Origin of the sequence: Methylobacterium sp. J-077 (assembly GCF_022829365.1) — a bacterium.
Lineage (GTDB): Bacteria > Pseudomonadota > Alphaproteobacteria > Rhizobiales > Beijerinckiaceae > Methylobacterium.
In genome coordinates, this window is sequence record NZ_JAKSYJ010000111.1 from 101,850 (window position 1) to 121,218 (window position 19,369).

General features: G+C 68.7%; 25 protein-coding genes. 14 read left to right on the forward strand and 11 right to left on the reverse strand.

Going from position 1 to position 19,369, the window contains the following annotated elements:
• Positions 1 to 53: 53 nt before the first annotated feature.
• Complete coding sequence (locus tag MKL11_RS10560) at positions 54 to 782, reverse strand: Crp/Fnr family transcriptional regulator (protein ID WP_243942933.1); 729 nt, start codon at positions 780 to 782, stop codon at positions 54 to 56.
• On the opposite strand from MKL11_RS10560, the gene MKL11_RS10565 reads away from it, so the two are divergent.
• Positions 781 to 972, forward strand: a complete 192-nt coding sequence (locus tag MKL11_RS10565) for a hypothetical protein (protein ID WP_243942936.1) — start codon at positions 781 to 783, stop codon at positions 970 to 972. The genes MKL11_RS10560 and MKL11_RS10565 overlap by 2 nt on opposite strands.
• Positions 973 to 984: 12 nt before the next feature.
• Here MKL11_RS10565 and MKL11_RS10570 read toward each other — a convergent pair whose 3' ends face one another.
• Positions 985 to 1,239, reverse strand: coding sequence for a hypothetical protein (locus MKL11_RS10570; protein WP_243942938.1), 255 nt, complete (start codon positions 1,237 to 1,239; stop codon positions 985 to 987).
• 172 nt (positions 1,240 to 1,411) lie between these two features.
• Between MKL11_RS10570 and MKL11_RS10575 the strand changes: the two genes are divergently transcribed.
• Positions 1,412 to 1,627: a hypothetical protein gene (locus MKL11_RS10575; protein ID WP_243942940.1), complete on the forward strand. Its 216-nt coding sequence runs from the start codon at positions 1,412 to 1,414 to the stop codon at positions 1,625 to 1,627.
• Positions 1,628 to 1,743: 116 nt separating this feature from the next.
• Here the strand turns inward: MKL11_RS10575 and MKL11_RS10580 are convergent, their stop codons facing one another.
• Entirely contained in the window at positions 1,744 to 2,925 is a 1,182-nt protein-coding gene (locus MKL11_RS10580) for a multidrug effflux MFS transporter (protein WP_243942942.1), read from the reverse strand.
• A 93-nt stretch (positions 2,926 to 3,018) separates the two neighbouring features.
• Positions 3,019 to 3,993: a c-type cytochrome gene (locus MKL11_RS10585; protein WP_243942943.1), complete on the reverse strand. Its 975-nt coding sequence runs from the start codon at positions 3,991 to 3,993 to the stop codon at positions 3,019 to 3,021.
• Between the two features lie 293 nt (positions 3,994 to 4,286).
• Here MKL11_RS10585 and MKL11_RS10590 point away from each other — a divergent pair, with 293 nt between their 5' ends.
• The 3 genes from MKL11_RS10590 to MKL11_RS10600 are packed head-to-tail and all read left to right on the forward strand — an operon-like array spanning position 4,287 to position 6,171.
• A complete protein-coding gene (locus MKL11_RS10590; RefSeq protein ID WP_243942945.1) occupies positions 4,287 to 5,030 on the forward strand; it encodes a 3-deoxy-manno-octulosonate cytidylyltransferase in 744 nt (247 codons plus the stop codon).
• 12 nt (positions 5,031 to 5,042) lie between these two features.
• Entirely contained in the window at positions 5,043 to 5,900 is an 858-nt protein-coding gene (locus tag MKL11_RS10595) for a prephenate dehydratase (RefSeq protein ID WP_243942947.1), read from the forward strand.
• Positions 5,901 to 5,907: 7 nt separating this feature from the next.
• Positions 5,908 to 6,171, forward strand: coding sequence for a BrnA antitoxin family protein (locus MKL11_RS10600; protein ID WP_243942949.1), 264 nt, complete (start codon positions 5,908 to 5,910; stop codon positions 6,169 to 6,171).
• Between the two features lie 72 nt (positions 6,172 to 6,243).
• Here MKL11_RS10600 and MKL11_RS10605 read toward each other — a convergent pair whose 3' ends face one another.
• Positions 6,244 to 6,969 carry a tyrosine-protein phosphatase gene (locus tag MKL11_RS10605; RefSeq protein ID WP_243943059.1) on the reverse strand — a complete coding sequence of 242 codons (726 nt, stop codon included), beginning with the start codon at positions 6,967 to 6,969 and terminating at the stop codon, positions 6,244 to 6,246.
• Positions 6,970 to 7,184: 215 nt separating this feature from the next.
• Between MKL11_RS10605 and MKL11_RS10610 the strand changes: the two genes are divergently transcribed.
• The gene (locus MKL11_RS10610; protein ID WP_050734398.1) at positions 7,185 to 7,691 is read left to right on the forward strand and encodes a GNAT family N-acetyltransferase; all 507 of its coding nucleotides are present in this window, start codon (positions 7,185 to 7,187) and stop codon (positions 7,689 to 7,691) included.
• Positions 7,692 to 7,802: 111 nt separating this feature from the next.
• The gene (ppa, locus tag MKL11_RS10615; RefSeq protein ID WP_147856529.1) at positions 7,803 to 8,336 is read left to right on the forward strand and encodes an inorganic diphosphatase; all 534 of its coding nucleotides are present in this window, start codon (positions 7,803 to 7,805) and stop codon (positions 8,334 to 8,336) included.
• A gap of 113 nt (positions 8,337 to 8,449) precedes the next feature.
• Here the strand turns inward: ppa and MKL11_RS10620 are convergent, their stop codons facing one another.
• Positions 8,450 to 8,983: a gamma carbonic anhydrase family protein gene (locus MKL11_RS10620; RefSeq protein ID WP_243942951.1), complete on the reverse strand. Its 534-nt coding sequence runs from the start codon at positions 8,981 to 8,983 to the stop codon at positions 8,450 to 8,452.
• 136 nt (positions 8,984 to 9,119) lie between these two features.
• Between MKL11_RS10620 and MKL11_RS10625 the strand changes: the two genes are divergently transcribed.
• Positions 9,120 to 9,398: a hypothetical protein gene (locus tag MKL11_RS10625; RefSeq protein ID WP_243942953.1), complete on the forward strand. Its 279-nt coding sequence runs from the start codon at positions 9,120 to 9,122 to the stop codon at positions 9,396 to 9,398.
• A 9-nt stretch (positions 9,399 to 9,407) separates the two neighbouring features.
• The gene (locus tag MKL11_RS10630) at positions 9,408 to 9,755 is read left to right on the forward strand and encodes a hypothetical protein (RefSeq protein WP_243942955.1); all 348 of its coding nucleotides are present in this window, start codon (positions 9,408 to 9,410) and stop codon (positions 9,753 to 9,755) included.
• Positions 9,756 to 9,771: 16 nt separating this feature from the next.
• Here the strand turns inward: MKL11_RS10630 and MKL11_RS10635 are convergent, their stop codons facing one another.
• Positions 9,772 to 9,936, reverse strand: a complete 165-nt coding sequence (locus tag MKL11_RS10635) for a hypothetical protein (protein WP_243942957.1) — start codon at positions 9,934 to 9,936, stop codon at positions 9,772 to 9,774.
• Between the two features lie 125 nt (positions 9,937 to 10,061).
• Complete coding sequence (locus MKL11_RS10640) at positions 10,062 to 10,580, reverse strand: META domain-containing protein (protein WP_243942959.1); 519 nt, start codon at positions 10,578 to 10,580, stop codon at positions 10,062 to 10,064.
• A gap of 239 nt (positions 10,581 to 10,819) precedes the next feature.
• On the opposite strand from MKL11_RS10640, the gene MKL11_RS10645 reads away from it, so the two are divergent.
• From MKL11_RS10645 to MKL11_RS10665, 5 genes are all read left to right on the forward strand, one after another.
• A complete protein-coding gene (locus MKL11_RS10645; RefSeq protein WP_243942961.1) occupies positions 10,820 to 11,143 on the forward strand; it encodes a multiprotein-bridging factor 1 family protein in 324 nt (107 codons plus the stop codon).
• Between the two features lie 151 nt (positions 11,144 to 11,294).
• Complete coding sequence (locus MKL11_RS10650) at positions 11,295 to 12,032, forward strand: PIG-L deacetylase family protein (RefSeq protein WP_243942963.1); 738 nt, start codon at positions 11,295 to 11,297, stop codon at positions 12,030 to 12,032.
• Entirely contained in the window at positions 12,029 to 12,622 is a 594-nt protein-coding gene (locus tag MKL11_RS10655) for a class I SAM-dependent DNA methyltransferase (RefSeq protein WP_243942965.1), read from the forward strand. Before MKL11_RS10650 ends, MKL11_RS10655 begins: the two co-directional genes overlap by 4 nt.
• Positions 12,619 to 13,470, forward strand: a complete 852-nt coding sequence (locus MKL11_RS10660) for a glycosyltransferase family 2 protein (RefSeq protein WP_243942967.1) — start codon at positions 12,619 to 12,621, stop codon at positions 13,468 to 13,470. Before MKL11_RS10655 ends, MKL11_RS10660 begins: the two co-directional genes overlap by 4 nt.
• 98 nt (positions 13,471 to 13,568) lie before the next feature.
• On the forward strand, positions 13,569 to 14,246 hold the full coding sequence (locus MKL11_RS10665) for a uridylate kinase (RefSeq protein ID WP_243942969.1): 678 nt from the start codon (positions 13,569 to 13,571) through the stop codon (positions 14,244 to 14,246).
• A gap of 110 nt (positions 14,247 to 14,356) precedes the next feature.
• On the opposite strand, the gene MKL11_RS10670 is transcribed toward MKL11_RS10665, so the two are convergent.
• From MKL11_RS10670 to sucD, 3 genes are all read right to left on the reverse strand, one after another.
• Entirely contained in the window at positions 14,357 to 15,328 is a 972-nt protein-coding gene (locus MKL11_RS10670) for an HpcH/HpaI aldolase/citrate lyase family protein (protein ID WP_243942978.1), read from the reverse strand.
• 160 nt (positions 15,329 to 15,488) lie between these two features.
• Positions 15,489 to 18,251: a phosphoenolpyruvate carboxylase gene (locus tag MKL11_RS10675; protein WP_243942980.1), complete on the reverse strand. Its 2,763-nt coding sequence runs from the start codon at positions 18,249 to 18,251 to the stop codon at positions 15,489 to 15,491.
• Between the two features lie 217 nt (positions 18,252 to 18,468).
• A complete protein-coding gene (gene sucD, locus MKL11_RS10680; RefSeq protein WP_243942982.1) occupies positions 18,469 to 19,359 on the reverse strand; it encodes a succinate--CoA ligase subunit alpha in 891 nt (296 codons plus the stop codon).
• Positions 19,360 to 19,369: the final 10 nt, after the last annotated feature.

The following is a 19,369-nucleotide window of genomic DNA, read 5'->3' on the forward strand; positions in this document are numbered from 1 at the left end:
CATCTTGGTTTCAAAAGACCGTCGACCTTCGGGATCCCCGTCTTCAGCCGAACTTAGACATTCGGTTCGACGCGCCCCTCGATCAGGCGCGCGTATTCGGCTTCCGCCGCGCCGTAGCCGTCCCCGGCATAGTCGAGCAGCCCCTCGCGATCGGTGATCTCGACGCTACCGCGACGTTTCTGGACGAAGCCGGCCTTCTCCAGGGTCCGCAGGGCCGCCGTCACGCCCGGACGCTCGACGCCCAGCATGAACGACATGAAATCCTGCGTGACCGTGATCTGGTCGCCGTCGATCCGATCGTGACACATCATCAACCACCGGGCGAGGCGCGTCGCCGTGTTGCCCCGGGCATTGGCGAAGGCTGTCTGGGCCGTCTGGACGAACTGCGCCTGGATGAAGCGATGCAGCAGCCGGCGCAGGGCCGGGCGCTGCTCAACCTCGGCCCGCAGCACCGCCACGTCGATGCTCAGCATGTGCCCGGCCATCTGCACGAAGTGGGTGTGCGGGCTGCGATCGTCGTCGAGCAGGATGGGAGAAGCACCCACCAGACCTTCCCGGCCGATCAGACCGATCTCGACCCGGCCGCTGGGCTCGTCGGTGGTGATCGAGACAAAACCCTCTTCCGGGAAGTAGACGGTCTCGATCACCGTATGGGAGGAGATCAGGACGTGCCGCAATGGCATCTCCTGGACGCGCAGGGCCGGTTGCAGGGCGCCGAAATCCTCCGGCGAAAGCGCGCGGAGGAGGCGGTTGCGCACGTCCGGTTGCTGGAGGGGGGCCATGATGCTCGCCTGCTTGGGGGCAAGAGCACACGGCGTCCCTCAATCACCGGCGCCCGAATCGTGGCCGGCGATGGCCGTGAAGTGGTCATTTTTACCAAAAGCACAAGTGTTGCGGAAAAAGCGTATGAATATTACTGCGCTTCAAAATCAATTTTTAAGCCTCTCCGGTCGAAAAAATAACGAATGCTGAATGTTTCACTCTCTATCTCGCGCATAAATCGTCGGCTTGCGCCTTCAAAATCTCGCGGACGCATGCGAAGACCGCCTGCCGATCTTCAGGCTTTCGGATCGCGAGCCACATCTGCAGAAGCTGAGCCGTATGGCCGGTCGAAGGCCCATCGGGTGTTTCGAAGAATAGATTCGTCGAACAGCCGAGCAACTCGGCCAGTTCTTCGAGTTTCCCCGATGCCCCTGCGCCCGCTACCGAACCCAGGACGTCAGGAGTCTGCATATCCATTTCAGCTTCTCGCCCGACAAGTCGCCCCGTATCGGCGATGAATGCATCCTACCATTGTATTTTTGGTTGCAAAACCGTAATTAAAATACAATGCTTAAAATGAAAATGCGCGGATTGTAAAAATTTTACAGTGCTGGACGCATATCCGAACACTTTGCACGTTGGATATCCAATGAATCGTGCCTCTGATCTTGATGCCATAGCAGATGCGTGTATTGCCGCTTACGGCGCCATCGCGGATCACGGCACCCCGCAGATGAAGATGCTGATCCGGGTGCTCCTGCACATCGTCGGCAAGGAGATCGCGCAGGATTTGTCACGGCCGCAGCGCGGAGACAATCAAACGCGCCTTGATCTCGGGTCGCCGGAACGGCAGCACGACGATTGAATTCGATCCTTCGGAACTCGATCCGTCTAACAGCCTGAGCGTGACAATCTTTATGGCGTCGCAGCGAACGGCCTGAACCTGAATGCGGTCGCAAGCGGAGGATATCGAGCGTCGGATCACGCCCGCCGCAGCGCCAGCGCGGCGATCAGGCCGGCCGTGAGCAGCGCCAGCGCCACGGGAGTCGCCGATGTCGCAGGCCAGGCCGAAGCCGCGACCGTGAACAGAGCCCCGAACGTCATCTGAGTGAAGCCGTAGAGACTGGAGGCCGAGCCCGCCGCGTGCGGATCGACGTTCATCAGCCCGGCCACCGCGTTGGGGCTGAGCAGGCCGACCCCGACCGCATAGGCGAAGAGCGGCACGATCAGGCTGACGACGCCGAGCATCCCGGTCCGGTCGACCAGCAGCAGCGCCAGCGCCGCCGCGATGCAGAGCAGGTTGCCGCTGCGCGCCGCCTTGCGGATCGGCACCCGGGTCGCGAGCCGGCTCGCAAGCACGGCACCGCCGACCATGCCGAACACTACCATCAGGCAATCGAACCCGACCTCCTGCGACGAGCGCCCGAGCCGGTCCACCAGCAGGAACGGCGCCACCGCCAGGAAGGCGTAGAGGCTGGTGCCGCCGCAGGCCCCCGCCACCAAATAGGCGCGAAACACCGGCACCTTCACGAGCCGCAGGTAGCCTGCCAGCACCGCGACGAATCCCGGCAGCGCCACCTTGTGCCGGTTTGTCTCCGGCAGGGTGAACACCACCAGGGCACCGAGCAGGGCGACGATCCCGGCCAGCACCACGAACACGGCGCGCCAGCCGAACGCCTCGTTCACCACCCCGCCGATCGCCGGGGCCAAGGCCGGCGTGAGGGTCATGGCGGTGGTCAGGATCGCGAGCTTTTTCGCCGCGTCCTCCCGGGTCGAGACGTCCCGCACCATCGCCCGGCCGATCACCAGGGAGCCGCAGGCCCCGAGCGATTGCAGCACCCGGGCCACCAGCAGGGTGCCGATGTTCTGGGCCGGGATCGCCAGCAGCAGCCCGGCCAGGTAGAGCCCCAGCCCGCCGATCAGGATCGGACGCCGCCCGTACCGGTCGGAGAGCGGGCCGTACAGGAGCTGACCGCCCGCGAGCCCGATCAGGTAGACCGTGATGGTGAGCTGTGCGGCGGCATGGGTGGTGCCGAGATCGGCGGCGGCGGTGGCGAGCGCGGGCACGAAGATGTGCAGCGCCACCGTGCCGGTCATGGTCACGGCGACCAGCAGCGGCAGGGGCGCCCGGCGCCCCGCCGGATCGGCACTTCGATCGGGCAAGAGGATTCCTTCGCGGTGTCTGACCCGGACTGATCCCGGGTCGCTGCCGCCTCAAGGCAAAGGCCGGGCCTGAGCCCGACCGTTCCTTCGCCCCTACGGCTTCGGCGTCGGCAGCGGCGCGTTCAGATCCTTGGTCGGACCGTCGACCTCGAGGTTCTTGGCCCGATCCACCGCCTCGGGATTGGCCTGGGCCGCCGGCTCCTTGGTGGCCGGGGCTGACGGCGCGGTCGGCTCGGCCGGGATCAGACTCGACGGCGTGCCCTGCTGGTCGCCGTCATGGGCGCCGGCCGGCGGGGCGGGAGCGTTGCGGTCGCTCGATTCGCCGGGCGCCCGCGGGCTGCCGGCCGACTTCTCCTCGACCGGCTTGGCCGTGTCGATATCAGCCGGCTTGGCCGGGCTGTCCTTGCCCTCCGAGCCCTTGCCGGCGGCGGGCTTGGCGGCGGAGGGCTTTTCCTCGGACGCGGGTGCAGCCGCGGGCTTGTCGTCGGGCTTGGCGGCCGCAGGGGCGGCCTCCGGCTTCGTGTCGGTCTTCTCGACGGCGGGCAGCGGCTTGGGGCTATCCGCGTTGCTGCGCAGGTAGGCGATGACGTTGGCCCGCTCCTGCGGCGAGGCGATGCCGGCGAACGCCATCTTGGTGCCCGGGGCGTAGGCCTTGGGGCTGGTCAGGAAGGCGTCCAGGTCGTCGTAGGTCCAGGCGCCACCCTTTCCCTTCAGCGCTGCCGAGTACTCGAAGCCGGGATGCGCGCCCTTCGGCCGCTCGACCACGCCGTACAGGTCCGGGCCGACCTTGTTCGGGCCGCCCTTCTCGAAATTGTGGCAGGCATGGCAGGCCTTGGTGCCGGCCTCACCCTTCTCGGCGTTGGCGCCGGCGAGCCGCACGGCGATCGGCTCGACCTTGGCTTCCGGGGCTGCGGCTGCGGTCTGCGGCTCCGGCTCGGGCAGATCGTAGCCGGCTTTGCCGGCGGGTCTGGGATGGTAGATCAGCTCGGCGACGAAACCCGATCCAGCCGCGAACAACAGGGCGCCGAGGACGGCGCCGAGGACCTTGTTCACCTCGAACGAGTTCATGCTCTTCTCTCGATCTGCCCATGCCCGTCGCCGGCTGGCCGGGACGTGGGACCTTGGAAGATTTCAAGGGTGCTTAGCCGTTCCGGCACGATCTTGACAATGCCGGACCCGGGATCCGCACTGTCGCGGGACGAAACCGTCGAGGCAAATCGCCCAGCTTGTCACCCGGCGGCATCATTTTTCCGGATCGCGAGACCCCGCTCCCCTGCCGCGCGAGGGACGACAATCGCGGGAAGGCCTGTTAAGCAGCCGCGCTTCGCTGGCGGACGCCTCGCCTCAGGTCCGAGCCCTTAATGTCCGATCCCCTCGTGCTGATTCCGGCCCGCCTCGCCGCGACGCGCCTGCCGAACAAGCCGCTGGCCGAGATCGCCGGGGAGGCGATGATCGTCCATGTCTGGCGCCGGGCCATGGAGGCCGGGATCGGCCCCGTGGTGGTGGCCACCGACACCGCCGAGATCGTCGACGTCGTCGAGGCTGCCGGCGGCATCGCGGTAATGACCCGGGCCGACCACCCGTCCGGCTCGGACCGCCTCGCCGAGGCGCTGGAGAGCGTCGATCCGGAGGGCCGCCACGACGTGGTGGTCAACGTCCAGGGCGACCTGCCGACCATCGACCCGGCGATCATCGGCGCCGCGATCGGCCCGCTCTCCGACCGGACGGTGGATATCGTCACGCTCTGCGCGCCGATCACCGGCCCGCACGAGGCCGACAATCCCAACGTGGTCAAGCTGGTCGGGCATATGGTCGGACCGGGCCGCCTGCGGGCGCTCTACTTCACCCGCGCCCGCGCCCCCTGGGGCGAGGGTCCGCTCTGGCACCATATCGGCCTCTACGCCTACCGCCGCACGGCGCTGACCCGCTTCGTCGCCCTGCCCCCCGGGGAGTTGGAGACCCGGGAGAAGCTGGAGCAGCTGCGTGCGCTGGAGGCCGGCATGCGCATCGATGCCGTCATCGTCGACGACCTGCCGCTGGGCGTCGACACCCCCGCCGATCTGGAGCGCGCCCGCGCCCTGCTCCAGGCCCGCCGCCTGAACTGAACCGCGATCCCGATGACAGACCGCACCATCGCCTACCAGGGTGAGCCCGGGGCTAACTCGCACATCATCTGCGCCGAGGCGTTCCCGGACTGGGTTCCGCTGCCCTGCGCCACCTTCGAGGACGCCTTCGCGGCGGTCACGGAGGGCCGGGCGCAGCGGGCGATGATCCCGATCGAGAACTCGATCGCCGGCCGGGTGGCCGACATCCACCACCTGATCCCGACCTCGCCGCTGCACATCGTGGCCGAGCACTTCCTGCCGATCCATTTTCAGCTGATGGTCCTGCCGGGCACCGCCCTTGAGACCGTGCGGACCGTGCACAGCCACGTCCACGCGCTGGGCCAGTGCCGGCGGATCGTCCGCCGCCTGGGCGTGAAGGCCGTGGTCGCTGGCGACACCGCCGGGGCGGCGCGCGAGGTCGCGGAGATCCGCGACCCGAGCCGGGCGGCCCTGGCCCCGGCGCTCGCCGCCGAGGTCTACGGTCTCGACATCCTGGAGCGCGACGTCGAGGACGAAGCGCACAACACCACCCGGTTCGTGGTGTTCTCCCCTGACCCCGAACCGGTGGAAGCCGGGACCGGACCCTGCGTGACCAGCTTCGTGTTCCGGGTCCGCAACATCCCGGCCGCCCTCTACAAGGCGCTCGGCGGCTTCGCGACCAACGGCGTCAACATGTCGAAGCTCGAGAGCTACATGATGGACGGCGAGTTCACCGCCACGCAGTTCTACGCCGAGGTGGACGGCCATCCCGAGGATCCTGGCCTCGCCCGGGCACTGGATGAGCTCGGCTATTTTTCACGCGAGCTCAGGGTGGTAGGCACCTACCCGGCGCACCCGTTCCGCGAGGCGGCGCGGCCGGCGGCGGAGTAGTTCTGCCATGAGCGGCAAGTTCACCTCAGAGCAGGCGCCAACTATCCGGTATAAAGGCTTTGCCGACATGCCCGCGGCGGCTCCCCTCAGCCCGGCGTTCAACGCCTTGGACGACGCAGAGATCGAGCGACGCGCCGCCGCAGATCCCGATGCCGGTCGGATTCCACCGGGTTTCTGGGACGAGGCATCGCCCGCGTCCGTCGAGACGAAGGTGCAGATCACGCTGCGCCTCGACGCGGACGTGCTGCGGCATTTCCGGAGCGCCGGATAGGGCTACCAGTCGCGGATCAACGCGGTGCTCAAGAGCTCTGTCAGAGCGCAGGAGAAGCGGCGGTAGCGAAAATTACTCCCGCCGCAACACCCGGTCCACCGCCAGATCCGACCAGAACCCCGGCCGAAAATCCCGCTTGAGTGCCTCCGGATCGTAGATCGTCTCGACCCAGGTCAGGAAATCGATGCCCTTGGCCTCGCCCTCCACCCGGTAGCGGGCGAAGAATGCGTCGAGGATGCCGGTCTTGGCGAAGCGGAGATGGCCGTAGCGGGCCGAGAGCTGGCGGGCGGCCTCGGCCACCGGGCGGTTCTCGTGCAGGATCAGGTAGAGCGCCGAGGCGAGCCCGGCCCGGTCGGCGCCCGACTTGCAATGCATTACCGCCGGGTACTGGATGCCGGCGAAGAAGTCCTTGGCGGCGAGCAGCGTGGCGCGGTCGGGGGCCTCGCGGGAGCGCAGGACGAACTCGACCAGGGTGAGCCCGTGGCGCTCGCACGCCTCCCGCTGCAGCGGCCAGGAGCCGTGCTCGCGCCCGCCGCGCAGGGAGATGATCGTGCGCACGCCCTCTGCGCGGAAGTGCGCGAGCTGGTGCGGCCCGGGCTGGGCCGAGCGCCAGAGCCGGCCCGAGCCGACTCGGTGACGGTTGAGATAAGCCAGCCGGAACACGCCGTGATCGATCAGCAGCATGTTCGCCCAGGCCTTCAGCCGGTCGGCCGGCCCGGCGATCGGCCGCTCGAAGCGGGCGATCCGGGCCATGCGGCGCGCGTAGCGCGTCTCGGGCTTGAGGAAGCGGTTGAACACGATCGGGGCTGCCACGGAATCGGGAGCCGGCTCTAACAGCCGCCCGGAAGCCCGGCAATTCACCGAGCGAACCGGCGGTCACGCCTCTTTCCCGCCCACCAACGGAGAGTTCCAAAAAACCGGCGCCGATCTTGCCTTTACTCCGCCTGGATCGGGATCGAACCTGGGCGGGCCGCGCGGGTTATCCGACGGTCGACGGGGGAGGCCGGAAGCCGATGAGCACGCGCACCACGAGCATCCGCCGGGCTCGAGAAGCCGATCTCGGCAGCCTGTCGACGGTGTTCGATGCGTCGTGGCGCGAGGCCTATCGCGGCATCATCCCAGGGGTGGCCCTGGAGCGCCTGATCGCCGGACGCGACCGCGCCTGGTGGCGCAGCGCCCTGCGCCGGGGGCGCCCGATCGCGCTGGTCGAGACCGGCGAGCGGGTGGTCGGCTACGCCGCCTACGGGCGCACCCGCAGCCGGGCGCTCGGCACCGAGGCGGAGATCGACGAGCTCTACCTGCTGCCGGAATACCAGGGCGTCGGCCTCGGACGCCGCCTGTTCAAGGCGGTCCGCAACGACCTCGCCGATCACGGCCTCACCCAACTCGGCGTCTGGAGCCTGGAGGACAACGCCCGGGCCGGTGCGTTCTACGAGGGGCTGGGCGGCCAGGCCGGGCCGCGGGTGCTGGACCGGGTCGCGGGGGTCGCGCTGCCTAAGGTCGGGTACCTGTTCAGCTAACGTTTCTTGGGACTCGTCGCCGGCCTCGCGCCGATACTGATTTGCATCGTGGAGCCGGGCATCTAAGAGGTCGGGGAAGCGGTGCAAGCCGCATCCCGGAAGCGATACGCCATGAACATCGACGCCATCCCGCTCGGCAAGAAGCCCCCGCACGACGTCAACGTCATCATCGAGGTGCCGCTCGGCGGCGAACCGATCAAGTACGAGATGGACAAGGAATCGGGCGCGCTGGTCGTCGACCGGTTCCTCTATACCCCGATGTTCTACCCCGGGAATTACGGCTTCATCCCGCACACCCTGTCGGGCGACGGCGATCCCTGCGACGTGCTGGTGGCCAACACCCGCGCAGTCCTGCCCGGCGCAATCATCAGCGCCCGCCCCGTCGGCGTGATGGTGATGCAGGACGAGGGCGGCGAGGACGAGAAGGTCATTGCGGTGCCGTCCCGCCACCTGACCAAGCGTTACGACCGGGTCGAGAACTACACCGACCTGCCCGACATCACGATCCAGCAGATCCAGCACTTCTTCGAGCACTACAAGGATCTGGAGCCCGGCAAGTGGGTCAAGTTCGTCCGCTGGGGCGACAAGGAAGAAGCCCACCGGCTGATCGAGGAAGCGATCGAGCGGGCGAAGAACAAGAAGTAGTTTTTCAGACGCAGGCAGACCTTGCCTGACCCTCCCCCCGCTGCGGGGGAGGGAAAAGCGGCGTGTTTCAGGCGCTCACCGCTGAACGTGATGGGTAAGCCGGCAGCCTTCGTTCACCCGTCGATGCGACGCAGGCCCGACCTGTAGCGGCGGGCGTTCTCGACGTAGCGCAGGGCCGCTTGGCGAAGGCCCTCCACCGCCTCGGCATCGAGGGTACGCACGGCCTTGGCCGGAGCGCCGACGATCAGGCTGTGATCGGGAAAGTCCTTGCCCTCGGTCACCAGCGCGTTGGCCCCGATCAGGCAGCCCCGGCCGATTCTGGCGCCGTTCAACACCGTCGCGCCCATGCCGACGAGGCTGCCGTCGCCGATCGTGCAGCCATGAACGATGGCGCCGTGGCCCACGGTGACATCGGTGCCGATCACCAGCGGAAAGCCGGGATCGACGTGCATGATCACGCCCTCCTGCACGTTGGTGCGGTCGCCGATGCGGATCGGCTCGTTGTCGCCGCGCAAGGCCGCGCCGAACCAGATGCCGACATCCAGACCCAGATGGACCCGGCCGACCACCTGGGCATCCGGGGCGATCCAGATCCGGTCGGGATCGGCAAGCTGCGGCGCGTGATCGTCGAGGGCGTAGAGCGGCATGGCTGGCTTCCGTCCCGTGGGCTGAGATCCGCCGGCATCGAGGCCGACGATGGGCATCGCCTGTCGCCGGAATGGCACAGGTCCGGCCGGCATGCCAATGCTAGGCTGAACCCTCAACCGGACGCGAGGCGCAGGCGTGAAACGGATCGCGGCATCGATCGGCCTCGCGGGCCTGCTGCTGGCGCAGGCCGCCTCTGCGGCGGATTGGCATGGCGGCGCACGGGCCGGCGGCTTTCGGGCGACCTGCGAGGATCTCGCGACCTTCTGCTTCGCCGATGCCTGCGGGGGCGACCAGATCGCGGCGGCCGAGTCCTGCCGGGCACGCTGCCCCAGCGCCGTGATCCTCGATGTGCTTCCGGCCGCCTGCCGCATCCCGGATGCACCGCCGGAACCGGTCCTTCGGCGGCGCGGCTGAGATCTCGGCATGCTTCGGTCCGGCCTCCGCGGCGCGCCGATAGATCTCGACGAGAAAAATTCTCGGTCCTGCGGCAACAAAACGCGGCACGCGGCATTGAACGTGCTCGAACGGATCAACAGCAAGCACGTCAATGCGGACCGTTGCTCGCACCGTCGCGAGATCGGAAGCCCTATCATGATCAAAGACGATCTGAACCCGCCCCGAGTAGGCCTGAACGCTCATCCTATTCTGTACGGGGTCGCGGCCGGTCTGGCGGCTTTGTTCCCACCGGTCCTGTCCCACGCCCAGGCCGCGGTCGATCAGGATTCATCCTCCGATGGGGACGAGGAGACGGAGACGCGCGACGGGGAGTGAGCCGGGTGTCCGCCCGTCAGGCAGCGAGCCGTGCGATCAGCAGCAGCGTCGCCATGGCCGGCGCGGCGGCAGCGAGCCAGAGCGCACCGGGATGGAAAGCGGGCGGAGCGGTGAAGCGCAAAGGCCGCGACACGCCGGGGCGCAGGGTCTCCTCGCGCCCGAAACCGATCCCGATGGTCATTCGCGCCTCCTCGATGCCCGAGGAGGAAAGGCCCGCGCCCCTCAAGGGCGTCTGAATCGGCGTTCGGGTTCGCGTGGCGTGGTGAACCCGTCGTTAAAGCAGCAGATAGCGCGGCGCAACGGGTCTCAGAGCGCCCGGTCGAACTTCAGTTCGCCGTTCGGGCTCTTCAGCACCAGCTGGGAGCCGACGAGATCCCACACCGCCGCCGTGCGCAGGGCGACGAAGAACGCCTGCTCGGTGGCCGCGAGGCCCTTGTCGCAGTTCTTCTTGGTCAGCGCGAGCGGGCCGACCGCGAGGTGCTGATCCTTGAGCGGGAAGGCGGTGGCCGCGAAGGTGTTGCAGCCTCCGTAACCGCGAGCGCGGTACTGCTTGTCGATGATGAAGCTCGGGCGGTCGCCGCCGGTGAACGGCTTGCCGTTGAGGCTCACCGCCGTCCAGGTCGAGTCGAGCGGGAAAATCTTTTCGCTCGCCTTGGTGCCGGGCACGTATTGGGGCTTCTTCTCGTCCTCGCCGCCGGGGCGGCGGTTGCCGCGGCCGAAGCCCGTGGGCGCGCCGCCGCCCATCTGGGCCTGGGCCTGCGTCGCTGCGGTCAGGTCCACGGCCATCACGGCACAGGCCAAGGTGGCGATCAGCACCGCTCTCATCGTTTTGCCCCTTAACTCGCGCGCACGGCGCATAGCCCATCGTCCAGCCGCGGGATGCAACACCCGCACGACGTTCCCGAGTCGCGCGTCGCAGCCGCCCCGAACTCATACACCCCCGCGGATGCGACGGAATTTCAGCACAATTATGGTCATGGCGCAGCGTGCGGCGGCCGGAAACGATCGGCGGTGGATATCGTTGTCGATCATCCCAGAGGCATGAACGACGGGTGGAGGACCACGTGACAGGATCGGACGAGAGCGGCCAGGCCGGTGCGAGCGAGCCCGCGATGAGCCCGGCGCAGTCGCGGGCGGCCAGGGGGCTGCTCGGATGGTCCGAGGCGGCGCTCGCCGCCAAGGTCGGCCTCGACGCGCAGTTCGTGCGGGACTTCGAGAGCGGCTACGGCGACCCGCCGAGCGGACAGCTCGAAGCCCTGCGCAGCGCGCTCTGCACCGCGGGGGCCGTGTTCGACGATGCGCCGAACCCCGGCGTCCATCTGGCGGCGCAGGCCAACGCCGACGAGGGCGTCCGTCTCGGCGCGCTCACCACCGAGAACGATCGCTAGCAGCGGTCAGGGCGGTCGCTCATGATGCGTTCAGCCACCGAGGCCGATAGCCAGGTCGCTCGATCTGCCCGCCGTCTCAGGAGCGATCCGTGACCCTTCTCCTCGACAGCCCGATCCGGACCGGTGCGCGTGCCGCGGCGGGGCCGCGCTGATGCGGGCCGATGCCTTCCTGGCGGCTGCCGACACGCTTCCGGTGGCGGATCTCAGCACCCTTGTGGCGCGGGGCGGCCTCGTGGTGGTCGCGCCCCATCCCGATGACGAGAGCCTGGGCTGCGGCGGCCTGATCGCGGCTGCGCGCACCGCCGGGCGCGACGTGCGCCTCGTGGTGATCAGCGACGGCTGCGGCTCGCACACCCATTCCCAGCTGTACCCGCCGGACAAGCTGCGAACATTACGCGAGGCGGAGACGCTCCGGGCGGTGGCGATCCTCGGTTTAGCCGCCGACGCCGTCACCTTCCTGCGCCTGCCCGACGCCGACGTGCCCAGCACCGGCCCCGAGGCCGAAGCGGCCGCCCATGCCGTCGCGCAGGCCGCCGCCGCCTGCAAGGCCGGCGCGGCGTTCGTGACCTGGCGGCACGATCCCCATTGCGATCACAAGGCGTCGGCCGCAATCGTCGGGCTGGCGCGGCCGCAGATGCCGGGTGTGGCGATCTATGAATACCCGGTCTGGGGCTGGACCCTGCCGCCGGAGACCGAGGTCGGGCCAACTCCGGACGGCCTGCGCCTCGACGTCTCGGCCTATCGCGCGGCCAAGGCCCGGGCGGTGGCGGCGCACGAATCGCAGACCACCGACCTGATCGCGGACGATCCCACGGGTTTCCGCCTGGAGCCCGCGATGATCGACCGACTCTGCGGCCCCTACGAGCGCTTCGTCAGGATCCCGGCATGAGCCGCGCGACCGAGACTTTGCCGGTGGATTACTTCGCCGGCATCTACGCCAGCGATCCGGATCCCTGGCAGTTCACGAGCTCGGCCTACGAGCGCGACAAGTACGCGGCGACCCTGTCCGCGCTGCCGCGGCCGCGCTACCGCGCCGCCTTCGAGCCGGCCTGCGCGATCGGGGTGTTCACCCGCGCCCTGTCCGAGCGCTGCGACCGCCTCCTGGCCAGCGACCTGATCCCGGCCGCGGTCGAAGCCGCGAGGGCGCGGTGTGCCGACCGCCCGAGCGTGGAAATCCGCCAGGGTGCCGTGCCGGCGGATTGGCCGGACGGCCGGTTCGATCTGATCGTGCTCTCGGAATTCCTGTATTTCCTCGCCCCGCCCGACCTCGCCGAACTGGTCCACCGCGTCGGCGGCGCCATCGAGCCCGGCGGCGACCTGGTGCTGGTCCACTGGATCGGCGAGACCGATTACCCGCAATCGGGCGACGCGGCGGTCGAGAGCTTTATCGCGCAGGCCGCCCCGTTCGCGGGCCTGCTGCATCAGGACCGGACCGACAAATACCGGCTCGACGTGCTGCGCGCGGGAGCGCCTGAATGAGCACGACGGTCATCACCCTCAACAAGGGCCGGGGCGCGCATCTCGCGCGGCTGCTGGAGGGCCTGGCGCGCGGCACGCCGCCCGAAGCCTGCATCGTCGTCGAGATCGGTGGCGACGACGCCCCCCTGCCGGACCTGCCGTTCCCGGTCGAACGCGTCCCGTTCCCGCGGGACGGCCTGCCCCTCGCCGCCGCGCGCAATGCCGGGCGCCGGGCGGCCCGGACCGACACGCTGATCTTCCTCGACGTCGATTGCATCCCCTCGCGCGGCCTGGTCGCCGGGCTATCGCGGGCCTCGGCCGAGCAGGACGGCCTGATCTGCTGCGAGATCGGCTACCTGCCGGCCGGCGCGGTCACCGATGGCTGGGAAGAGGCCGATCTCGACCGGCTCGGCCATCCCCACCCGGTGCGTGCCTTCCCGCCCCCCGGCCTCGTGGGACCGGCGCCGCAGCCCGGCCTGTTCTGGTCGCTCGCCTTCGCGGTGCGGGCCACGACCTACGACCGGATCGGCGGCTTCGACGAGTTGTTTTCCGGCTACGGCGCGGAGGATACCGACCTGGCGTTCCGGGCGGACAGGGCCGGCGTGCCGATCCTGTTCCTCGGCGGCCCGCGGGCCTACCACCAGCACCATGCGAGCTACGACCCGCCGCTTCAGCATTTTCGCGATATCGTCGCCAACGCCGCCCGCTTCCACGCCCGCCACGGCCTCTGGCCGATGGACGGCTGGCTCGACGGGTTCGCCCGTCTCAGCCTGATCGCGGCCGACCGGTCGAACGGGATCACGGTACACCGCGACCCAACCCCGGCCGAGATGGCGGCAGCGCGCCTGCCGGATGCGCGGCCGTTCTGACACACGCAGCGCCTACGATAGAGACCAGCCCGGTGGGGGACCGCAGGGTCCAAATTGTCGATCGGGTGCCGGCAGTGAGCCGAAACAACGAGGTCGAGATGCGCAGCCGAGCCATCGATGCGATCGTCCGTGTCATCCTCGATCTCCGGCCGAGTCATCCGCTGCGCATTGCCATCGACGGCAGAACCTCCTCCGGCAAGACGACCTTGGCTGACGAGATCGCGACCAAGACACGGGACCATGGCCGCAATGTCATTCGAACCAGCATCGACGGCTTTCATCGCCCGAAGGCCGAACGCTATGCACGCGGTCGCAGGTCAGCCGAAGGATACTATTACGATGCGCGGGACCTAACTGCGATCAAGGACTTGCTTCTACGCCCTCTCGGCCCGCAGGGTGACCTGCTCTACAGAACGGCGAGCTTCGATCTCGAATTAGATCGTCCGATAGATGCGTCACTGCACAAGGCCGAAGCCAACGATATCCTGATCGTGGATGGCACGTTCCTGCAGCGACCGGAATTGCGGGCCGAATGGGATCTGATCGTCTTCATCGACGCGCCCGAAGAATTGGCACGTGCCTGGGGCGTCGATCGGGATACCGAGCGCCTCGGCAGTCCCGCAGAAGCTCAAGCGATCTATCGCGAACGCTATCTGCCAGCTTACGCAATCTACGAAACTGATTGCGACCCGAGAACAGGCGCGCACATCGTTTTTGAGAACGCCAATTTCGAAAGCGCAAAAGCACATATTCAACGTCTGCCCGAGTTGGGCTGATACCAGCTCGACGATCGCCGCAACCTCCGACCGCCCACATCTTCGACGGCGGTGAAGAGTGGGTCCTGGGAAGATCCCAGGACCCATTCCCATTGCAGAGCTGCCGGAGCTCATGCCTTCATAGCGTTGGCCTTCTCGATCAGCGCCTCGGCCATGCGGATCGACGCGATGTCGATCAGGCGGCCGTCGAGGGAGACGGCGCCGCGGCCGGCCTTGGCAGCTTCCTGCATGGCTTCGAGGATGCGGCGGGCCTTGGTCACCTCGGCCTCGGACGGCGTGAACACCTCGTTGGCGAGGTCGATCTGGGACGGGTGGATCGCCCACTTACCCTCGAAGCCCAGCGCCGCGCAGCGCTTGGCCGCCGAGCGGTAGCCGTCGGGATCCGAGAAATCGCCGAACGGTCCGTCGATCGGGCGCAGGCCGTAGGCGCGGCAGGCGACCAGCATGCGGTTCTGGGCGAACAGCCATGGGTCCTGCCAGTGGGTCTGGCGGTTGCCGGCCTCGTCCTTGTCGGTGAGCACCGAGTAGTCCGAGTTCACGCCGCCGATCACCGTGGAGCGGGCCCGGGTCGAGGCAGCGTAGTCGGCGACGCCGAAGGACATCGCCTCCAGGCGCTTCGACGACTGGGCGATGGCCTCGACATTGGCCATGCCGAGGGCGGTCTCGATCAGCACCTCGAAGCCGATCTGCTTCTCGCGCTTCTTGGCCTGCTCGATCTGGGTGACCAGCACGTCGATGGCGTAGACGTCGGCCGGCACGCCGACCTTGGGGATCAGCACCATGTCGAGCCGCGGACAGGCTTCGACGATGTCGACCACGTCCCGGTACATGTAGTGGGTGTCGAGACCGTTGATGCGGATCATCATGGTCTTGTTGCCCCAATCCAGGTCGTTGAGCGCCTGGATGATGTTGGTGCGGGCCTTCTCCTTGTCGTCGGGGGCGACCGCGTCCTCAAGGTCGAGGAAGATCACGTCGGCGGCCGAAGACGCGGACTTCTCCATGAAGGTCGGGTTGGAGCCCGGGACGGCGAGTTCGGAGCGATGCAGGCGCGGCTTGGCCTGCTGGATCAGGGTGAAGCTCATGGGTGTTTCTCTCTCTTGGTAACGGTTCTGGTGCCGCCGTTGGGCTGGACACGCCCGACGGTGGAAATGGCGTCCGCGGCGCCCGGTGACAGGGCGGGGACGGTCGGTTCGAGGCGCGGGTCCCCTCTCCCGTGCGGGAGAGGGGGCTTGTTGCGCGCCCCTATCCCGTCGAGCCGAAGCCGACCGCGATGCAGTTGATCGACAGGAGTAGGGCGGATTTCACAGCCTCACGCCGATCCTCGTCGGTCTCGGCCCGGTAGCGGGCCAGCAGCTCGACCTGCTCGCGCCCGACCTGGTTGATGGTCGGCAGCCGGCCCTTCAGCCGGTCGCGGAACAGCGGGAAGCGCTCGGCGAGGTCCGTTCCCCCGCTCACCCGCAGCACCATCTCGCGGGTCAGCGCGTACTCGGACTCGATCATCGAGAAGATCCGGTCCCGGATGCCCGCGTCGGGTACGAGGCCGGCATAGGCGCGGGCGATGTCGAGATCGACCATCATCAGGGTCTTCTCGACCTCGTCGAGGACCAGGCGGAAGACACGGGAGTCTTGGAACAGGCGCTTCAGGGTGGCCTCACCGTCCCGGCCGCGCACGTCGAGGAAGCTCGCGAGCCCCGAGCCGACCCCGTACCAGCCGGTGATCACGTGCCGGTTCTGCGACCACGCGAACACCCAGGGGATCGCCCGGAGATCCGAGAGCGAGCGGGCGCCGAACCGGCGGGCCGGACGCGAGCCGATGTTCAGGAGCGCGATCTCGTCCAGGGGGCTGGCCGACTGGAAGTAATCGACCAGCCCGTCGGTTTGGAGCAGCCGGACGTAGGCGGCCCGCGAGGCGCCGGCCAGCGCCTCCAGAGCATCGTCGTGGCCGACACTCGCCCGCTCGCCGTCGCCCGCCAGGGCATGCTCGAACACCGAGGCGGCGAGCAGCTCCATCTGGTAGGCGGCGGTGCCGCGGTTGGCGTATTTGAACGAGACGACCTCGCCCTGCTCGGTGGTGCGGAAGCGGCCGCGGATCGAGCCCGGCGGCTGGGCCATGATGCCCCGATGGGTCGGGACGCCGCCCCGGCTCACCGAGCCGCCGCGCCCGTGGAAGAACGCGATGCCGACGCCGAGGTCCTGGCCGAGCCGGGTCAGCTTGCTCTGCGCCTTGTACAGCTCCCAGTTGGCGGCGACGAAGCCGCCATCCTTGTTGGAGTCGGAATAGCCGATCATCACCTCCTGCACCCCGCCCTGCCAGCGGGTCGAGCGGCGCACCACCGGCACGGTGAGGAGCTCGCGCATGATCGCCGGGGCGGCACGCAGGTCGTCGATGGTCTCGAACAGGGGCACGATCGCCAAGGGGCAGATCTCGGGGCGGATGTCGGGGCCGGCGGCGTCGAGGAACACGCCGGCCTCCTTGGCCAGCAGGTACGCGCCGAGGACATCCTCCACCGAGCGGGTCATCGACAGGATGAAGGCGCCGAACGCCTCCCGGTCGAGGCTCTCGCGCATCTCGGCCACCAGCGCGAAGGTCGCCAGGGTCTCGCGGGCGGCGTCGGGCAGGTTCTCGAAGGACCGCTCGGGGTCCCGGGGCCGGACCAGCTCCGCGTCGAGCCAGTGCCGCCACGCGGCCGAGCCCAGGGCCGGGGGCTCGCCCTCGCCGTTGCGCTGGCGCCAGAGCGCCTGCAGCGTCTCGGTGGTCCGGGTGGTGTTCTCGCGCAGGTCCAGGCGGACCGTGGAGAAGCGGAAGATCTCGACCATGCGGCGGACCGGCCGCACCAGGTCGCGGCCGAGGGCGCCGCATTTGGCGTCGTCCAGCCCGCGCTCCAGCACGCGCAGGTCCTCGATCAGGCCGTCGGCGCTGGCATAATCCGGCCCGGACGGGTGCTCGCCCTCGTTGCGGGCGATGGTCGCGTCGAGCTTGCGCAGGACGCAGGTGAGATACTGGCGGTACGGCTCGCCGGGATTGCGCCGGGCGATGGCCCGGGCCTGGCCGCTCTCGGCGAGCTGCCGCTCGAGTTCCCGGCGGAACGTCTCCGGCAACGGCAGCGCGCGCTCGGTGAGCGAGAGCGTCCGGCCGAGCTCGCGCACGCCGTCGCGGTAGCGGTTGAGCGAGGCCAGCGCGTTGCGGTGCAGGGCCTGCCGGGTGACTGCGGCCGTCACGTAGGGATTGCCGTCCCGGTCGCCGCCGATCCACGAGCCGAACTGGAAGAACGGCGGCACCTGGAACGGCGTGCCGGGATAGGCCTCGGCCAGGGACTCCTCCAGGGTGTCCATGGTCTCGGGCAGCATCTCGAACAGGGTCTCGTCGAAGAAGTGCAGCCCCCAGGCGACCTCCCGCTCGACGGTGGCCTTCTCCAGGTGCAATTCGCCGGTCATCCAGACCAGCTCGATCTGGTCGCGCAGCTCGTTCATGAGCCCGTTGCGCTCGCGGTCGGTCCAGCGCGGCATCTCCAGCTCGCGCAGCACCAGGTAGATCCGCCGGAATTTCTCCAGCACGGTCACCCGCTTGCCCTCGGTCGGGTGCGCGGTCAGCGTCGGGCGGATGCGCAGGTCGGAGAGCAGCGCCTGGATCTTCTCCGGCGGAATGCCCTGGGCGCGCGCGTCGGCAAACACCTTCGCGAACGAGCCGCTCAAGGCCGCCCGTCCTTCCGTGCGCTCGACGTGCCGGCGGCGGCGCATGGCGGCGTTCTGCTCGGCGATCGAGATCAGGTGGAACCAGATGCCCTGCACTTGGAGCGCGCGGGCCAGCATCTCCGGCGAGAACCGCGAGATGTCGGCGGTGCCGTGCAGCACCGCCTCGAGATCCGGATCGTGCCGGCGGGCGACGTCGAGCAGGGCCTGGAACAGGATGTCGAGGGCCTGCTCGGCCGAGGTGCCGGTGATCACCGGCGGCGCGAAGGCGCTGGCCTCGGCCAGGGCGGGCGATGCGTGGAGGGTACGGGTCATGGAGCCACCTCGTGGCGCACGTTTTTAGAGAAGCCGCCGCGATGTCCCCTCCCCCCCTCTGCGGGGGAGGGTGGCCCCCGCAGTGGGGGGAGGGAGAGGGGAGCGACGGTGCCGGAGAGGTCGCGACGGGCCTCGCATCCTGGAGCGTTGCGCTGCCCCTCTCCCGCCCCGCATCCGCGGGGCACCCTCCCCCGCAGAGGGGGGAGGGTTGAGACAGCTACGCCGCCCGGGCGAGCACGTCGGCGACGGTCTGGCCGAACGAGCCGGGATCGGGCGCGACGGTGAGGCCGTAGGAGCGCATGATCTCGGCCTTCTCGGCGGCGCTGTCGCCGGCCGCCGAGATGATCGCCCCGGCATGGCCCATCCGGCGGCCCTTCGGGGCCGTGAGCCCGGCCACGAAGCCGATCACCGGCTTCGACATGTTGTCCCGGATCCAGGCGGAGGCCTCGGCCTCCTGCGGGCCGCCGATCTCGCCGATCATCAGCACCGCGTCGGTATCCGGGTCGGTCTCGAACAGGGCGAGGTGGTCGAGGAACGACGAGCCGTTGATCGGGTCGCCGCCGATGCCCACCGAGGTCGAGATTCCGAGGCCCAGCGCCTTGAGTTGCGAGGCGGCCTCGTAGCCCAGCGTGCCCGAGCGCGAGATCACCCCGACATTGCCCGGGAGGTAGATGTGGCCGGGCATGATGCCGAGCATCGCCTTGCCGGGCGAGATGATGCCGGCGCAGTTCGGGCCGACCACCATGGTGCGGCGATCCCGGGGATAGCGCATCAGGTAGCGCTTCACCCGCATCATGTCCTGGGCCGGGATGCCGTCGGTGATCGAGCAGACCAGCCGCAGCCCGGCATCGGCCGCCTCCATGATGGCGTCGGCCGCAAACGGCGGCGCCACGAAGGTGATCGACGTGGTGGCGCCGGTGGCGGCGACCGCCTCCTTGACGGTGTTGAACACCGGCAGGCCGAGATGGCTGCGGCCGCCCTTGCCGGGTGTGACGCCGCCGACGACGTTCGTGCCGTAATCCAGCATCTCCTTGGCGTGGAAGGTGCCCTTGTCGCCCGTGATGCCCTGGACGATGATCGGGGTGGTCTCGTCGATGAGGATGCTCATGGCGTGGTCT

Bases quoted from the DNA above. Each gene is read 5' to 3' on its own strand.
- ppa (WP_147856529.1), top strand. From the start codon at position 7,803: ATGAACATCGACGCCATCCCGCTCGGCAAGAAGCCCCCGCACGACGTC.
- MKL11_RS10595 (WP_243942947.1), top strand. From the start codon at position 5,043: ATGACAGACCGCACCATCGCCTACCAGGGTGAGCCCGGGGCTAACTCG.
- MKL11_RS10675 (WP_243942980.1), bottom strand. From the start codon at position 18,251: ATGACCCGTACCCTCCACGCATCGCCCGCCCTGGCCGAGGCCAGCGCC.
- sucD (WP_243942982.1), bottom strand. From the start codon at position 19,359: ATGAGCATCCTCATCGACGAGACCACCCCGATCATCGTCCAGGGCATC.
- MKL11_RS10610 (WP_050734398.1), top strand. From the start codon at position 7,185: ATGAGCACGCGCACCACGAGCATCCGCCGGGCTCGAGAAGCCGATCTC.
- MKL11_RS10620 (WP_243942951.1), bottom strand. From the start codon at position 8,983: ATGCCGCTCTACGCCCTCGACGATCACGCGCCGCAGCTTGCCGATCCC.
- MKL11_RS10630 (WP_243942955.1), top strand. From the start codon at position 9,408: ATGCTTCGGTCCGGCCTCCGCGGCGCGCCGATAGATCTCGACGAGAAA.
- MKL11_RS10665 (WP_243942969.1), top strand. From the start codon at position 13,569: ATGCGCAGCCGAGCCATCGATGCGATCGTCCGTGTCATCCTCGATCTC.
- MKL11_RS10650 (WP_243942963.1), top strand. From the start codon at position 11,295: ATGCGGGCCGATGCCTTCCTGGCGGCTGCCGACACGCTTCCGGTGGCG.
- MKL11_RS10585 (WP_243942943.1), bottom strand. From the start codon at position 3,993: ATGAACTCGTTCGAGGTGAACAAGGTCCTCGGCGCCGTCCTCGGCGCC.
- MKL11_RS10600 (WP_243942949.1), top strand. From the start codon at position 5,908: ATGAGCGGCAAGTTCACCTCAGAGCAGGCGCCAACTATCCGGTATAAA.
- MKL11_RS10660 (WP_243942967.1), top strand. From the start codon at position 12,619: ATGAGCACGACGGTCATCACCCTCAACAAGGGCCGGGGCGCGCATCTC.
- MKL11_RS10655 (WP_243942965.1), top strand. From the start codon at position 12,029: ATGAGCCGCGCGACCGAGACTTTGCCGGTGGATTACTTCGCCGGCATC.
- MKL11_RS10635 (WP_243942957.1), bottom strand. From the start codon at position 9,936: ATGACCATCGGGATCGGTTTCGGGCGCGAGGAGACCCTGCGCCCCGGC.
- MKL11_RS10565 (WP_243942936.1), top strand. From the start codon at position 781: ATGATGCTCGCCTGCTTGGGGGCAAGAGCACACGGCGTCCCTCAATCA.
- MKL11_RS10670 (WP_243942978.1), bottom strand. From the start codon at position 15,328: ATGAGCTTCACCCTGATCCAGCAGGCCAAGCCGCGCCTGCATCGCTCC.
- MKL11_RS10575 (WP_243942940.1), top strand. From the start codon at position 1,412: ATGAATCGTGCCTCTGATCTTGATGCCATAGCAGATGCGTGTATTGCC.
- MKL11_RS10560 (WP_243942933.1), bottom strand. From the start codon at position 782: ATGGCCCCCCTCCAGCAACCGGACGTGCGCAACCGCCTCCTCCGCGCG.
- MKL11_RS10640 (WP_243942959.1), bottom strand. From the start codon at position 10,580: ATGAGAGCGGTGCTGATCGCCACCTTGGCCTGTGCCGTGATGGCCGTG.
- MKL11_RS10590 (WP_243942945.1), top strand. From the start codon at position 4,287: ATGTCCGATCCCCTCGTGCTGATTCCGGCCCGCCTCGCCGCGACGCGC.
- MKL11_RS10570 (WP_243942938.1), bottom strand. From the start codon at position 1,239: ATGGATATGCAGACTCCTGACGTCCTGGGTTCGGTAGCGGGCGCAGGG.